At 70.3% G+C, this 13492-nt stretch carries 15 protein-coding genes and 3 tRNA genes; 7 read left to right on the top strand and 11 right to left on the bottom strand.

Annotated elements, in window-relative coordinates; translation table 11 throughout:
- Positions 1-12 precede the first annotated feature (12 nt).
- Positions 13-300 carry a preprotein translocase subunit SecE gene (secE, locus tag ACWDAG_RS21630; RefSeq protein WP_099930761.1) on the bottom strand — a complete coding sequence of 96 codons (288 nt, stop codon included), beginning with the start codon at positions 298-300 and terminating at the stop codon, positions 13-15.
- Between the two features lie 108 nt (positions 301-408).
- A tRNA-Trp gene (locus ACWDAG_RS21625) sits at positions 409-481 on the bottom strand.
- A 282-nt stretch (positions 482-763) separates the two neighbouring features.
- Between ACWDAG_RS21625 and ACWDAG_RS21620 the strand changes: the two genes are divergently transcribed.
- Together ACWDAG_RS21620 and ACWDAG_RS21615 are read left to right on the top strand one after the other, a co-directional pair.
- The gene (locus tag ACWDAG_RS21620; RefSeq protein ID WP_450697206.1) at positions 764-1990 is read left to right on the top strand and encodes a pyridoxal phosphate-dependent aminotransferase; all 1227 of its coding nucleotides are present in this window, start codon (positions 764-766) and stop codon (positions 1988-1990) included.
- Between the two features lie 123 nt (positions 1991-2113).
- On the top strand, positions 2114-3142 hold the full coding sequence (locus ACWDAG_RS21615) for an adenosine deaminase (protein WP_450697205.1): 1029 nt from the start codon (positions 2114-2116) through the stop codon (positions 3140-3142).
- Between the two features lie 31 nt (positions 3143-3173).
- Here the strand turns inward: ACWDAG_RS21615 and ACWDAG_RS21610 are convergent, their stop codons facing one another.
- Positions 3174-3770, bottom strand: a complete 597-nt coding sequence (locus ACWDAG_RS21610; RefSeq protein WP_450697204.1) for a TetR/AcrR family transcriptional regulator — start codon at positions 3768-3770, stop codon at positions 3174-3176.
- 103 nt (positions 3771-3873) lie between these two features.
- Here ACWDAG_RS21610 and ACWDAG_RS21605 point away from each other — a divergent pair, with 103 nt between their 5' ends.
- On the top strand, positions 3874-4506 hold the full coding sequence (locus tag ACWDAG_RS21605; protein WP_450697203.1) for an NAD(P)-dependent oxidoreductase: 633 nt from the start codon (positions 3874-3876) through the stop codon (positions 4504-4506).
- A 19-nt stretch (positions 4507-4525) separates the two neighbouring features.
- Here the strand turns inward: ACWDAG_RS21605 and ACWDAG_RS21600 are convergent, their stop codons facing one another.
- The 3 genes from ACWDAG_RS21600 to ACWDAG_RS21590 all read right to left on the bottom strand — a co-directional run bounded on the left by ACWDAG_RS21600 (position 4526) and on the right by ACWDAG_RS21590 (position 8255).
- Positions 4526-5581 carry a UDP-N-acetylmuramate dehydrogenase gene (locus tag ACWDAG_RS21600; protein ID WP_450697202.1) on the bottom strand — a complete coding sequence of 352 codons (1056 nt, stop codon included), beginning with the start codon at positions 5579-5581 and terminating at the stop codon, positions 4526-4528.
- Between the two features lie 530 nt (positions 5582-6111).
- Positions 6112-7554, bottom strand: coding sequence for a DHA2 family efflux MFS transporter permease subunit (locus tag ACWDAG_RS21595; protein ID WP_450697201.1), 1443 nt, complete (start codon positions 7552-7554; stop codon positions 6112-6114).
- A 131-nt stretch (positions 7555-7685) separates the two neighbouring features.
- The gene (locus ACWDAG_RS21590; RefSeq protein WP_450697200.1) at positions 7686-8255 is read right to left on the bottom strand and encodes a TetR/AcrR family transcriptional regulator; all 570 of its coding nucleotides are present in this window, start codon (positions 8253-8255) and stop codon (positions 7686-7688) included.
- 88 nt (positions 8256-8343) lie between these two features.
- On the opposite strand from ACWDAG_RS21590, the gene ACWDAG_RS21585 reads away from it, so the two are divergent.
- Positions 8344-8901, top strand: a complete 558-nt coding sequence (locus ACWDAG_RS21585) for a hypothetical protein (RefSeq protein ID WP_450697199.1) — start codon at positions 8344-8346, stop codon at positions 8899-8901.
- A gap of 59 nt (positions 8902-8960) precedes the next feature.
- Here ACWDAG_RS21585 and ACWDAG_RS21580 read toward each other — a convergent pair whose 3' ends face one another.
- From ACWDAG_RS21580 to ACWDAG_RS21560, 5 genes are all read right to left on the bottom strand, one after another.
- Positions 8961-9389, bottom strand: coding sequence for a MaoC family dehydratase (locus ACWDAG_RS21580; RefSeq protein WP_450697258.1), 429 nt, complete (start codon positions 9387-9389; stop codon positions 8961-8963).
- A gap of 8 nt (positions 9390-9397) precedes the next feature.
- Positions 9398-9850 carry an FAS1-like dehydratase domain-containing protein gene (locus ACWDAG_RS21575; protein ID WP_450697198.1) on the bottom strand — a complete coding sequence of 151 codons (453 nt, stop codon included), beginning with the start codon at positions 9848-9850 and terminating at the stop codon, positions 9398-9400.
- Positions 9851-10075: 225 nt separating this feature from the next.
- Positions 10076-10240 (bottom strand): 50S ribosomal protein L33, encoded by a 165-nt coding sequence (gene rpmG, locus ACWDAG_RS21570; protein ID WP_003948671.1) that lies wholly within the window; start codon positions 10238-10240, stop codon positions 10076-10078.
- Between the two features lie 90 nt (positions 10241-10330).
- Positions 10331-10403 (bottom strand) — tRNA-Met (locus ACWDAG_RS21565).
- 46 nt (positions 10404-10449) lie between these two features.
- Positions 10450-10522: transfer RNA gene (locus ACWDAG_RS21560), tRNA-Thr, on the bottom strand.
- Between the two features lie 266 nt (positions 10523-10788).
- Between ACWDAG_RS21560 and ACWDAG_RS21555 the strand changes: the two genes are divergently transcribed.
- The 3 genes from ACWDAG_RS21555 to ACWDAG_RS21545 all read left to right on the top strand — a co-directional run bounded on the left by ACWDAG_RS21555 (position 10789) and on the right by ACWDAG_RS21545 (position 13492).
- Positions 10789-12093, top strand: a complete 1305-nt coding sequence (locus ACWDAG_RS21555; protein WP_450697197.1) for an amidohydrolase family protein — start codon at positions 10789-10791, stop codon at positions 12091-12093.
- 338 nt (positions 12094-12431) lie between these two features.
- Entirely contained in the window at positions 12432-13088 is a 657-nt protein-coding gene (locus tag ACWDAG_RS21550) for an NAD(P)H-binding protein (RefSeq protein ID WP_450697196.1), read from the top strand.
- Positions 13089-13090: 2 nt separating this feature from the next.
- Complete coding sequence (locus tag ACWDAG_RS21545) at positions 13091-13492, top strand: nuclear transport factor 2 family protein (protein WP_450697195.1); 402 nt, start codon at positions 13091-13093, stop codon at positions 13490-13492.

Here is a 13492-nt window from a genome sequence, read left to right as displayed (position 1 = left end):
TTCGCTCTCGGCTCAGCCGAAGACGTACTTGGCCGCGTGGTTGAGCCCATAGTCAATCACGGTCACCAAGGCGATCATGACGGTGACGAAGAAGATCACCACGGTGGTGTACGACGTCAGCTGGTTACGCGTGGGCCAGACGACCTTGCGGAGCTCGGCGATGACCTGGCGGTAGAAGAGGGCAAGCCTCTTGAACGGACCCTTCTTGGCCCGCTTGCCGCCCTTGCGGGCCTTCTTCTTCGACTCCTGCGCCTCGTCCTGGGCATCAGGCGTGTCGATGGAGCCCACGGCGTCCGCCATTCGTCCTCACCTGTTCCCGGGTCGTGGCCGTGCCGCGCCCGGTCTGAGCCGCACGGCGTTGCAAAGCTGTACGTACATGCGCACACATCCTGGCGAAGGTGTGTGTAGCAGGGCCGGAGGGACTTGAACCCCCAACCGCCGGTTTTGGAGACCGGTGCTCTACCAATTGAGCTACGACCCTTTGTGTGTCCCCAACGTACCGCATCCGACCGGGTGCTCGGTGTGCACCGTTCGCGGCGCGGCAGTTGATGGCCAACGAGGTGAGAGTGTACGTGGTCCGGAGCGCATCGTCGAACAGAAAGCGCCCGTAGGGGCCTTGGCGGAGAAAGATCGCCGGAAAACCGGTGGAAGATCACCCAGGCCACCGGCTGATTCCGGACAGGTGTTCAGTGGCCGACCCACACATGTTCAGTCTGTGAAACCCGCGTGCCGGGGGCGTTTCCGGTCTGAAACGATGGGTCCCATGAGCGCTGCAACCCCTCCCACCGAGCGCCGGGTCTCCGCCCGAGTCGGCGCGATCTCCGAGTCCGCCACCCTCGCCGTGGATGCCAAGGCCAAGGCCCTCAAGGCCGCCGGGCGTCCGGTGATCGGCTTCGGCGCCGGTGAACCCGACTTCCCGACCCCGGACTACATCGTCCAGGCCGCGATCGAGGCCTGCTCGAACCCGAAGTACCACCGCTACACGCCGGCCGGTGGTCTGCCCGAGCTGAAGGCCGCGATCGCCGCGAAGACGCTGCGTGACTCCGGCTGGGAGCCCGACGTCTCGCAGATCCTGGTCACCAACGGCGGCAAGCAGGCCATCTACGAGGCCTTCGCCGCGATCCTCGACCCGGGCGACGAGGTCATCGTGCCCGCGCCGTACTGGACGACGTACCCGGAGTCGATCCGTCTCGCGGGTGGTGTGCCGGTGGAGGTCGTCGCCGACGAGACCACCGGCTACCGCGTCTCGGTCGAGCAGTTGGAGGCCGCCCGCACGGAGAAGACCAAGGTCGTCCTGTTCGTGTCGCCGTCCAACCCGACCGGCGCGGTGTACTCCGAGGCCGAGACCGAGGCGATCGGCCGCTGGGCCGTCGAGCACGGCCTGTGGGTGCTGACCGACGAGATCTACGAGCACCTGGTGTACGGCGACGCGGTGTCCGTGTCCCTGCCCGCACTGCTGCCCGAGCTGCGCGACAAGTGCATCGTGGTCAACGGTGTCGCCAAGACGTACGCGATGACCGGCTGGCGCGTGGGCTGGGTCATCGGCCCGAAGGACGTGGTCAAGGCGGCGACCAACCTGCAGTCGCACGCCACGTCGAACGTGTCGAACGTCGCACAGGTCGCCGCGCTGGCGGCCGTCTCCGGCGACCTGGAGGCCGTGGCGAAGATGCGCGAGGCCTTCGACCGCCGCCGCAAGACCATCGTGCGGATGCTCAACGAGATCGACGGCGTGCTCTGCCCCGAGCCCGAGGGCGCCTTCTACGCGTACCCGTCGGTCAAGGGCCTGCTCGGCAAGGAGATCCGCGGCAAGCGCCCGCAGGACACGGTCGAGCTGGCCGCGCTGATCCTGGAGGAGGCCGAGGTCGCGGTCGTCCCCGGCGAGGCCTTCGGTACGCCCGGTTATCTGCGGCTGTCGTACGCCCTGGGTGACGAGGATCTCGTCGAGGGTGTCAGCCGGATCCAGAAGCTGCTGGCGGAGGCACAGGACTGACGTCCGCCCTGTACAGGGGGCTGCTCCGGTTTTTCGGAGCAGCCCCCTGTTTCTTTGTGCGAGCAAGACCACGTACGGGGAATCCGCTACCGGGACGGCAGTGACGTACGGCAGGATCCTGGAATGGAGCGTGTACGTGATGTCTCTGAGCTGCCCAAGGCCCATCTCCATCTGCACTTCACCGGGTCGATGCGGCCCACCACCGTGCTGGAGCTGGCCGACAAGTACGGTGTGCGACTGCCCGAAGCCCTGACCGAGGCGCTGACCAGCGGGGAGCCGCCGAGGCTGCGGGCCACGGACGAGCGGGGCTGGTTCCGCTTCCAGCGGCTGTACGACGCCGCGCGTTCGTGCCTGAGGGAGCCCGAGGACATCCAACGGCTGGTGCGGGAGGCCGCCGAGGAGGATCTGAAGGACGGCTCGGGGTGGCTGGAGATCCAGGTCGACCCGACCTCGTACGCGCCCCGTCTGGGCGGTCTCATCCCGGCGCTGGAGATCATCCTGGACGCGGTGGACACGACGATGCGGGAGACCGGCCTGGGTATGCGGGTGCTGGTCGCCGCGAACCGTATGAAGCACCCTCTGGACGCGCGCACGCTGGCCCGGCTGGCCGTGCGGTATGCCGACCGGGGGGTGGTCGGCTTCGGGCTGTCCAACGACGAACGCCGGGGCATGGCGAGGGACTTCGACCGGGCGTTCGCCATCGCCCGGGAGGGCGGACTGCTGTCGGCGCCGCACGGCGGCGAGCTGGCGGGTCCCTCGTCGGTACGGGACTGTCTCGACGACCTGGACGCGAACCGGATCGGGCACGGGGTGCGGGCCGCGGAGGACCCCCGGCTGCTGAAGCGGCTCGCGGAGCGGGGTGTGACGTGTGAGGTCTGCCCCGCTTCGAACGTGGCCCTGGGCGTGTACGAGAAGCCCGAGGACGTTCCGCTGCGGAGGCTGTACGACGCCGGTGTCGCGATGGCCCTGGGCGCCGACGACCCGCTCCTGTTCGGCTCCCGGCTGGCCGCGCAGTACGACATCGCCCGGCGCCACCACGCCTTCACGGATGAGGAGTTGGCGGAACTGGCCCGGCAGTCGGTGCGGGCTTCGGCGGCGCCGGAGGATGTGAAGGCGAAGCTGCTGGCCGAGGTGGAGGACTGGCTGGCCTAGGTCGGCTCTGGTCAGCCGGGCCCGGCCTCGGTCAGTCGGCGATGCCTGCCAGCAGGGTCCGTGCCAGTCGTCGGGCGAACTCGTCCACCGGCGGGCGCAGTGCCTCTTGTGTCGCGTCGTAGGCGAAGGCCCGCTGTGCGCAGGCGCCGAGCAGCAGCGACGCGGCCGCGAAGGTGTCCGCGTCGCGGCTGACCCGGCCGAGTTCCTGCTCTGCCCGCAGGTATGTGTCCACTCCCTGGATCGGCCTGTGCGGGCCCGTTCCCATCTGCCGCATCACGTCGTCGTGCCGACGCTTGAGCTGGGTCTCGGCGTACAGGGACGCGGCGATCGGGAAACTCTGCTCGTAGAAGAGGGCGGCGTGGCGGGCGATCTCGGTGAGGTTCTCCTGAAGCGTCTTCTGTCCGGGCTCCGCGGCAAGGCTGCGCAGCAGTGGTGTCAACTGGGGCAGGCGCTCCGCGAGCACGCAGATGAACAGCTCTTCCTTGCTGGTGAAGTACTTGTACAGCGCGGCCTCGGAGCATCCGGCCGCCTTGGCGATCTCCTTGGTGGTGGCGCGGGCCAGCCCGACGGTGAGCATCAGCTCGTGAGCGGCATCGAGGATGCGGGCACGGGCCGGCTTCGTTTCCATGTGTCGTCCCATCGGGCTTGACGAGTGGGTGAGTGCTTACTCACTCTAGTGGGAGGAAGGGTGAGTGAGTACTCACCCACCGCCCACGAGCATGGGAGTCCCCATGAAACTCACCGTTTTCGGCGCCACCGGCGGCATCGGCCGGGAAATCGTCCGCCAGGCCCTGGACGCGGGTCACGAGGTCACGGCGGTCGTACGGGATCCCGCGCGGCTGTCCGTGACGGGCGAACGGCTGGAGGTGTTCCGGGACGACCTGACCGCCCCGGAGGCGGTGCGGCCCGCGGTGGCCGGCCGGGATGTGGTGCTGTCGGGGCTCGGCGCGCGCAGCCGCAAGGAGGCGGGGGTGGCGGACCGGCTCACGCGTACGGTGCTGGGCGCCATGGAGGCCGAGGGGGTGCGGCGGCTGCTCGTGGTGAGCGCTGCGCCGGTCGGGCCGCCGGCCGAGCGGGAAGGGGCACTCGACCGCGCGATGCGCGGCGTCGTCTCCGCGCTGCTCAAGGACGTCTACGCCGATCTCGGCGCCATGGAGGCCGAGTTGGCCCGTAGTACGACGGACTGGACTGTCGTGCGGCCGCCGCGGCTGCAGAACAAGCCGGTCACGGGGGTGTACCGGACGGTGGTGGGCGGGTTCCCGGAGAAGGGGCGGTTCATCGGGCGGGCGGATGTGGCGCACGCGATGCTGGCGATGGCCAGGGATCCCGGGACGGTGAAGCAGGGGGTGGGGGTGGCGTACTGAGGCGCTCCCTGTGCGGGTGCTACAGGCTGACGCCGACCGTCACCGGCTCGTTGACCAAGGTGATGCCGAAGGCCTCGCGGACTCCGGCGACCACCTCGCGGGCCAGTGCGAGCAGGTCCTCCGTGGTGGCGTCGCCGCGGTTGGTGAGGGCGAGGGTGTGCTTGGTGGAGATGCGGGCGGGGCCCGTGCCGTAGCCCTTGGTGAAGCCCGCCTTGTCGATCAGCCAGGCCGCAGAGGTCTTGGTGTGGCCCTCGCCCGCCGGGTAGGCGGGGGGCTCCACACCGTCGCCGAGCCGTTCCTGCACGCGCGCGTGGAACGCGGCGAACTGGGTGTCGGTGAGGATCGGGTTGGTGAAGAAGGAACCGGCCGACCAGGTGTCGTGGTCCTCGGGGTCCAGGACCATGCCCTTGCCGGAGCGCAGCTTGAGGACGGTCTCGCGGGCGGCTGCGAGCGGGACGCGGTCGCCGGGCTCCACGCCGAGGGCACGGGCCGTCTCGGCGTACTTGAGGGGGGCGGACAGGCCGTCGGCGTCCTCCAGCTCGAAGCGGACGCGGAGGACGACGTAGCGCTCGGGATCGGCCTTGAAGCGGCTGTGGCGGTACGAGAAGGCGCAGTCGGCGTTCGGGACGGTGACCGTTTCGCGGGTGTGGCGGTCGTAGGCGATCACCTCGGTGATGGTCGAGGAGACCTCCTGGCCGTACGCGCCCACGTTCTGGATGGGGGTCGCGCCGGCCGAGCCCGGGATGCCGGCCAGGCACTCGATGCCGGCGAGTCCGGCGTCGACGGTGCGGGCGACGGCGTCGGTCCACACCTCGCCGGCGGCGAGCTCCAGGCGCGTGCCGTCGAGGTCGAAGCCCTTGGTGGCGATGACGAGTGCGGTGCCGGCGAAGCCCTTGTCGCCGATGACCAGGTTCGAACCGCCGCCGATCAGCAGGAGCGGGGTGCCGGTGTCGTCGGCCTCACGGACTGCCGCGATCACCTCGGCGTCGGTGGTGGCGGTGATCAGACGGGTCGCGGGGCCGCCCAGCCGGAAGGTGGTCAGCGGGGCGAGGGGGGCGTCGTGTCGTTCCTGCACGGGCTCAAGGGTACGAGACGGGGGGTGGGTGGCTTGGGCGCGGATGCCTGCGGCGCCTGTGCGGCTGTCTGGACACCGGTGCTTGCGGCGGCTGTGCGGCTTCGGTGGGGGTGCGGATGCCTGCGGCGGCTGTGCGGCTTCGGTGGGGGTGCGGATGCCTGCGGCGGCTGTGCGGCATCGGTGGGGGTGCGGATGCCTGCGGCGCATGTGCGGCATCGGTGGGGGTGCGGGCCGCGCCTGCGGTTCGGGGGTGGGGCGGGGCCGCGCCGGGGGGTGTCCGTCCTCGGTCCGGCGGTTGCTGTTGGGGGCAGCCGTGCTCGGGGCTGACGCCGGCCGCTGCGGGCGGACACCCCCCGCCACGTCCCCTTCCCGCCGTACGCCGCTGCGGGTGCGTACCTCTTCGGCGGGCGGCTACGTTCCCGCAGCGGCACCCCGCACGCGCGGGTGAGTGAACCGTCCCCCGGTCCGGTTCTGGTCGGCGGGCGTGCGGATCGGCCCCGCCCTTTCGGACGGGGCCGTTGCGGTGGGGGTCATCCGGCGATCGGCTCCAGGGTCGGAGTCGGTTCGTCCGTCGGTGCCGGCGCGGTGGGCTGTGTGGTGCGCCGCCTGGGGATCAGCAGTGCCGCCACCCCGGCCAGCGCCACGACCGCGGATCCGGTCACCAGGGCCGGCTGCAGACCGTCGACGAAGGTCTGCGCCGACTCGTAGCCACCCTGCGCCGAGAAGATCGACGACATGATCGCGATGCCGAGCGCACCGCCCACCTCACGCAGCGCGTTGTTGGCCCCGGAGGCGATGCCCTGCTCCTTGGCGCGGACACTGGACATCACCAGGTTGGCGGCCGGGGCGAAGTACAGTCCCATGCCGACGCCGCTGATGATCAGGGCGGGCAGCTGGGCGGCGTAGGACACGCCGGGCGCCACCACGGAGGCCATCCAGCCGAGGCCGACCGCCTGCAGGAAGAGGCCGGTGGCGACGACGGGGCGGCCGCCGATGCGGTCGGACAGGATGCCGGCGATCGGCGCGGCGATCATCGGCATGCCGGTCCAGGGCAGCATGCGCAGTCCCGCCTCCGTGGGCGAGTAGCCGAGGACGCCCTGCATGAACTGGCTCAGAAGGAAGATCGAGCCGAACATGCCGAGGAACATCAGCAGGCTCGCGGCGTTGATGCCGGAGAAGGCACGGGAACGGAACAGTCGCATCGGGAGCATGGGGGTCTTGGCTCGCAGGCTGTAGCCGACGAATGCTGTGAGCAGTGCGGTTCCGGCGAAGAGGCCGGTCAGGACCAAGGGGGCGGTCCAGCCGTCGGCGGGCCCGCGGACCAGGCCGTAGACGATCCCGAAGAGGCCGCCGCTGGCGAGCAGGGTGCCGGGGACGTCGAGCGGGGCGCCGGTGCCGTAGGACTCGGCGAGGCGCAGGCGGGCCAGGGGCAGCAGGGCGAGGCCCAGCGGGACGTTCAGCCAGAAGATCCAGTGCCAGGAGACGTGCTCGGTGAGGCTGCCGCCGATGAGGGGGCCCGAGGCTACTGCGAGGCCGTTGACTGCGCCCCAGATTCCGTACGCCATTCCGCGCTTGGCAGCGGGTACGGCGGCCGTGAGGAGGGTGAGTGTCAGGGGCATCATGATCGCTGCGCCTACGCCCTGGACCGCTCGGGCGGCGATCAGGCCGTTGATGCCGTTCGCCATGGCCGCCGCCGCGGAGGCGCCGGTGAAGACGGTGATGCCGGCGAGGAAGAGCCGGCGGCGGCCGAACCGGTCGCCGAGTGCCGCGCCGAACATCAGGAGGACGGCGAAGGTGAGGGTGTAGGCGCTGACCGTCCATTCCAGGTCGTCCAGCGCTCCGCCGAGGTCCTTGCGGATGGAGGGCAGGGCGGTGGTGACGACGAGATTGTCGAGGGCCGCCATGAATCCGGCGACGCTGGTGATGACGAGGGCCCAGACGGTTCCCCCGCGACGTGCGGTCTGCTGTGACATCGCTCCCCCAGAGGGTGATCAGTCGCTTGACTGCCTTCTTGGTTAGTTATTGATGACTAACTTTCGCGGCTATGAAAAGGCGATTGCGGCGCCTTTCCCGCGCATTGAGGGGACTCCCTCGACCTTTTCGACTACTCCTCCAGACGGCCTTCCAGCCGCGCCTCCGGATACAGCCCCTCCCAGACTCGATGCTCGGGAGGAAAACCCATGGCCACCAGGCAGTTGATGAGCATCCCGTACGCCATGAACGTCGTCGTCTCGCCGACATCGGCGCCCAGCGGCAGATGGACCGTGTCCCACAGTCGCATCCATCCGTTGCGCACCGCCTCGCCGAGCTCGGGGTCGCCCGCCTGCTCGGCGGCGCCCACGGTGACGTACATCTGCATCTGCATCAGCAGCCGCTCGGGCTGCTCCGCGATGACCCGGGTGTACGCGTTCGCCATGGCGCGCAGGGCTTCTTCGCCCTCCAGCCCCTTGGCGGCCTCCTCGAAGGTGCGGATCGTGTCCTCCATGCACCGCTGGGCCACCGCGAGGAAGAGCGCCTTCTTGCCCGGGAAGAGGCGGAAGAGATAGGGCTGCGAGACACCGACCCGCTTGGCGATCGCCTCGGTCGACGTACCGTGGTAGCCGCCGCGGGCGAACTCCGTGGTCGCCGCTCGAATGACGCTCTCGCGCCGCTCTTCTGCGCTCATCCTGACCATGCAAGTAAGTTAGTACTCAATCACTAACTACGTCAAGGGGTCGCGGGGCGCCTTCCCCGGAGGTCTGCGGAGCGGGCACAATCGCCTCGTGGATCAGGGAATCGCGGCCCTGCTGGGGGCGACGGTCGGGGTTCTCGGCACCGTGGCCGCCGCTGCCATCTCCGGATGGTCGAGCCGTCAGCAGTTACGGGCCCAGGCCGGAATCGATCATGCGCAGTGGCGCAGACAGGCCCGGCGGGACGCCTACAGCGCCTTCCTCGCGCCCGCGCACGAGGCGGGCAACGCGCTGAAACAGGCCGCCCGGTCGCTGATCGGCGAGGTGGACGTGAGCGAGGCGGACCGTCGGCTCCAGACCGCCCACGACAACCTGACGGCGGTGCACGCGGCCTGGGCCGCTCTCGCCGTCGAAGGTCCCGAGGCGGTGGAACAGCTGGCCCACTGCGTCAAGACCGCCCTGCACTCGATGCAGACGACGCTGCTCGCATGGCGCGACTCGGCGGAGGGCGCGTTCGACCGGAACGTGAAGTTCGTGGAACGGCATGCCGTCGAGGTGACCCGCGTCTCCGAACGAATCAGCGCCTTCACCGCTGCCGCCCGCGCCGCGCTCGACGACACGACACCCGCCTCGAACACGGACGGCAGCTGAGGCGTCGTAAGGGGCGCCCGCAATGGAAAAAGCCCCTTACGTCACGTCAGTTGCGCCCCTCAGGCGAGCCGTACGACCGCCCGTGACACCCCGAGCACCTTCTGCCCGGCGCTGGTCGCCGTGAGGTCCACGCGGACCTTGTTGTCGTCGAGCTTGGCGGCCACCTTGGCGCTGACCTCGATGAGGGCGCCCTGGTCGTCGTTCGGGACTACGACGGGCTTGGTGAAACGGACGCCGTACTCGACGACCGCGCCAGGGTCGCCGGTCCAGTCGGTGACCACCCGGATCGCCTCGGCCATGGTGAACATGCCGTGCGCGATGACGTCCGGGAGGCCCACCTCCTTGGCGAACTTCTCGTTCCAGTGGATGGGGTTGAAGTCTCCGGAGGCGCCGGCGTACTGGACGAGCGTGGCGCGGGTCACGGGGAAGGTCTGGGCAGGCAGTTCGGTGCCGACCTCGATGTCGTCGTATGCGATCTTCGCCGTCATGTTCTCGCTCACGCCTCCTCTGCCGCGCGTGCGACGAGCTTCGTCCAGGCGGTCACGACGTGCTCGCCGGCCTCGTCGTGGACCTCGCCGCGGATGTCCAGGATGTCGTTGCCCGCCATGGACTTGATCGCCTCGATGGTGGAGGTGACGGTGAGGCGGTCGCCGGCGCGGACGGGGCGGACGTAGGAGAACTTCTGGTCGCCGTGGACGACTCGGCTGTAGTCCAGGCCGAGCCGGGGGTCCTGGACGACCTGTCCGGCCGCCTTGAAGGTGATCGCGAAGACGAAGGTCGGCGGGGCGACGACGTCGGGGTGGCCGAGTGCCTTGGCGGCCTCCGGGTCCGTGTAGGCGGGGTTGGAGTCCCCCACCGCCTCGGCGAACTCGCGGATCTTCTCCCGGCCCACCTCGTAGGGATCGGTGGGCGGGTAGCTCCGCCCCACGAAGGACTGGTCGAGCGCCATGGCTCGGCACCTCCTGTGTCTGCCTGCGACTGCTGACTACTGACTACTGGATCTTGACTACTGGCTACTGGCTCTGAGTGCTGGCTCTGACTGCCGATCTCTGCGGATGCCGACGGATGTCTGCTCCGCGCGCCCTGTGATCGGCCGGAACCGGCCGGTAACCGGGGCTGAAACGACGCGAGGCCGCCCCCTGTTGGTGGGGGCGGCCTCGCGTACGAGCCTGATTTATCGCGTCTCGCGGTGCGCGGTGTGCGCGTTGCAACGCGGGCAGTGCTTCTTCATCTCCAGTCGGTCCGGGTTGTTACGCCGGTTCTTCTTGGTGATGTAGTTCCGCTCCTTGCACTCCACGCAGGCCAGCGTGATCTTCGGGCGGACGTCGGTGGCAGCCACGTGAGTGCTCCTTGACGAACGGATGGGACGGGTTTAACGCATAGAAGAGTAGCCGATCGAAGGACCGACCCCACAATCGGCTACTGTCAGTAGCGGTGACCGGACTTGAACCGGTGACACAGCGATTATGAGCCGCTTGCTCTACCGACTGAGCTACACCGCTGTGATGCGATCCGTTCCCGCCTCGCGACGGGAACCTCACACACCAGAGCCCCAATACGGAATCGAACCGTAGACCTTCTCCTTACCATGGAGACGCTCTGCCGACTGAGCTATTGGGGCGAGCGATGAAGACATTACACGCTCGGCCGCCGTTCACCCAAATCCGTTTCGCAGCCCCCGTCCCGGCCTGTTCCACAGGCGGTCCGGGCCCCTGCCCCGGCCCCTTTCCCGGCTCTCCCAGGAGCCACCGAGGCCGCTCCGATACGGCGGACCACACCGGTACGACTATTGCGCTCCTCCCCGACACGGGCGGATCGCCACCCTAGGCTCGACTCACTCTGCGTGATCTTGCGTTCCCTGCGCAGCCCCCGAGCCCCTGGAGTGCGATGCCCGACAGCCAGCCGCAGCCACCCCACTCGTCCTCCTCCTCGGGCTCGTCCTCCTCATCGGGGTCCTCGGGTTCTCCGGGGTCCTCGGGACGGGTGGGCGACCCGGCCGCCCTGCTGCTGTGCGGGGCCCGGCTGACCGACGGCCGGACCGTGGACGTACGGCTGAGCGGCGGGCGCATCGAGGCGGTCGGCACGGCCGGGAGCCTGGCTGCCGGTGGAGCGCGGGACTGCGGCATGCGTGTGGATCTCAGTGGCTATCTGCTGCTGCCGGCCCCGGCCGAACCGCACGCGCACGGGGACACCGCGCTGTCCGCCGAGGAGGACGGTCCGGCCTCGTACGAGCCCCAGGACGTCCAGCGCCGGGCCACCGAGTCGGCGCTGTTGCAGCTGGGGCACGGGGCGACCGCGCTGCGGGCACATGTGCGCGTGGGTGACGTCCAGGGGCTGGGCGCGCTGGGTGCCGTACTCCAGGCGCGGCGTTCGCTGCGCGGGCTGACGGAACTGACGACGGTGGCGATGCCGCGCATGCTGACCGGCGTGGCCGGGGCGGACGGGCTGGCGATGCTGCGGGACGCCCTGAAGATGGGCGCCTCCGTAGTGGGCGGCTGTCCTGACCTGGACCCGGATCCGACCGGTTACGTGGAGGCGGTCCTCGAAGTCGCCTCCGAACACGGCTGCCCCGTCGACCTGCACACCGACGCCGCCGATCCGGCCCGCCTCGCCCGAATCGCCGCGATGGCCGGGGGACTGCGTCCCGGGGTGACGCTCGGACCGTGCGGCGGTCTCGGTCAGCTGCCCGCCGAGACGGCGCGGCGCACCGCCGACCAGCTCGCGGCGGCCGGGGTGACGGTGGTCTGTCTGCCTCAGGGCGGCTGCGGCGGCACCGACCGGCGCGAGACGGCTCCGGTACGGCTGCTGCGGGCGGCCGGCGTACGGGTGGCCGCGGGCAGCGGCGCCCTGCGCGACGTGTCGAACCCGGTGGGACGCGGCGACCCCTTGGAGGCGGCCTATCTGCTGGCCTCGCGGTACGGGTTGCGGCCCGAGGACTCGTACGAGGCGGTGAGTTCCTCGGCGCGGTCGGTCATGGGGCTGCCCGAGGTGCGGGTGGAGGCGGGTTTCCCGGCCGAGTTGCTGGCCCTACGTGGCGACCGGCTGGCGGGGGCGTTGTCGCTGGCGTACAGCCGCATCGTGGTGCATCGGGGGCGGGTGGTGGCGCGGACGAGCGCGGTCCGGGAGTACTGCAACTCGGCCGCGGCGGCGGAGCTGGGGTTGCCTCGGCAGGGGCGGGGTGAGTTGTCGTGAGGGGCGGAGCGGGGGTTGGAGTGGGGGCGCCTTGTGAGGGTGTGGGGTGGCGAGGGGCCCCGGTGAGGGTCGAAGGGGCGGGCTGGGGGCGCGTGCAGGCGTTAGGGGCGGTCGGTGTGGCGTTGTGCGCGGGGCGCGCACGCCAGGCGTGTGCGACTGCCCAGCATGGGTGCCGTGTGCGAGTGGGCAGTGCGGGCATCAACGGCGTGCGCCGGGAGCGCATGGTCGGCGCTCATGCGCCCGGCGCATACCGTCCACCTGTGCGCTCCGCGTGCGCACCCTGAGGCGTGGCTCAAGTCGTGCGGCGGACGCGGCCGTCCGGGCGTACGGTCGGAAACATGCGCATTGTCATCGCTGGTGGTCATGGTCAGATCGCGCTGCGGCTGGAGCGGCTGCTCGCTGCGCGCGGAGATGAGGTCGCGGGGATCATCCGTCACGCCGAACAGGGCAACGACCTGCGGGAGGCCGGTGCCGAACCGGTTCTGCTCGATCTGGAGTCGGCCTCGGTCGAAGAGGTCGCGGCTCATCTGCAGGGCGCCGACGCGGCGGTGTTCGCGGCGGGTGCGGGTCCCGGCAGCGGGGCGGCCCGCAAGGACACGGTGGACAAGGGGGCGGCGATCCTGTTTGCGGACGCGGCGGTTCGGGCGGGCGTACGACGACACGTGGTCGTCTCGTCGATGGGCGCCGATCCCGCGCACCAGGGCGACGACATCTTCGACGTGTATCTGCGCGCGAAGGGCGAGGCCGATGCGTACGTGCTGCGTCAGGACGCCCTGGACTCGACGATTCTGCGCCCCGGGATGCTGACGAACGACGCCGGCACCGGCCTCGTACGACTGGAGGCGCACACGGGCCGCGGCACCGTCCCCCGCGACGACGTGGCTGCCGTACTGGCGGAGTTGGTGGAGACCCCGGCGACGGCCGGCCTGACCCTGGAGCTGGTCAGCGGATCGGCGCCGGTGTCGGTCGCGGTGAAGTCGGTGGCCGGGAACTGAGGGTGCCCGGCGAGGGAGTTCCGGCCGCGCGGGAGGCCTTGCTGCGGCGCATGTACGAGGTCTTCTCGACCGACGAACGCGACGCCTTCGTATTGCTGTGCCTGGCGCCGGACGTCGACTGGCCGAACGTCCTCGACAGCGCCCGGCTGCACGGCCGCGAGGAGGTACGCGCCTACTGGGCACGGCAGTTCGCGGCCGGGCACCCCCTCGTACGGCTGGAGGGGTTGCGGCTCGACGGGGACGGCGAGGGGGTGGTGGCGACCGTTCGGCCCGGGACGCGGGACGCGTCGGGTGACCGGTGGGCGGAGGAGACGGTCGAGCACGTCTACCGGTTCGACGGGGACGGGCTGGTGACGCGGATGGACGTACGGGAGAGGACGGGAGAGGCCACAGGGGGCGCCTGA

This window comes from Streptomyces sp. NPDC001157, from assembly GCF_053598255.1.
The sequence above is the reverse complement of the archived record's forward strand: the minus strand, read 5'-3'. Positions and strand labels throughout refer to the sequence as shown.

What these genes read in the sequence shown, in the direction of transcription:
- secE (WP_099930761.1), bottom strand. Translation starts at nt 300, where the DNA reads ATGGCGGACGCCGTGGGCTCCATCGACACGCCTGATGCCCAGGACGAG.
- ACWDAG_RS21620 (WP_450697206.1), top strand. Translation starts at nt 764, where the DNA reads ATGAGCGCTGCAACCCCTCCCACCGAGCGCCGGGTCTCCGCCCGAGTC.
- ACWDAG_RS21615 (WP_450697205.1), top strand. Translation starts at nt 2,114, where the DNA reads ATGGAGCGTGTACGTGATGTCTCTGAGCTGCCCAAGGCCCATCTCCAT.
- ACWDAG_RS21610 (WP_450697204.1), bottom strand. Translation starts at nt 3,770, where the DNA reads ATGGAAACGAAGCCGGCCCGTGCCCGCATCCTCGATGCCGCTCACGAG.
- ACWDAG_RS21605 (WP_450697203.1), top strand. Translation starts at nt 3,874, where the DNA reads ATGAAACTCACCGTTTTCGGCGCCACCGGCGGCATCGGCCGGGAAATC.
- ACWDAG_RS21595 (WP_450697201.1), bottom strand. Translation starts at nt 7,554, where the DNA reads ATGTCACAGCAGACCGCACGTCGCGGGGGAACCGTCTGGGCCCTCGTC.
- ACWDAG_RS21590 (WP_450697200.1), bottom strand. Translation starts at nt 8,255, where the DNA reads ATGGTCAGGATGAGCGCAGAAGAGCGGCGCGAGAGCGTCATTCGAGCG.
- ACWDAG_RS21580 (WP_450697258.1), bottom strand. Translation starts at nt 9,389, where the DNA reads ATGACGGCGAAGATCGCATACGACGACATCGAGGTCGGCACCGAACTG.
- ACWDAG_RS21575 (WP_450697198.1), bottom strand. Translation starts at nt 9,850, where the DNA reads ATGGCGCTCGACCAGTCCTTCGTGGGGCGGAGCTACCCGCCCACCGAT.
- ACWDAG_RS21555 (WP_450697197.1), top strand. Translation starts at nt 10,789, where the DNA reads ATGCCCGACAGCCAGCCGCAGCCACCCCACTCGTCCTCCTCCTCGGGC.
- ACWDAG_RS21550 (WP_450697196.1), top strand. Translation starts at nt 12,432, where the DNA reads ATGCGCATTGTCATCGCTGGTGGTCATGGTCAGATCGCGCTGCGGCTG.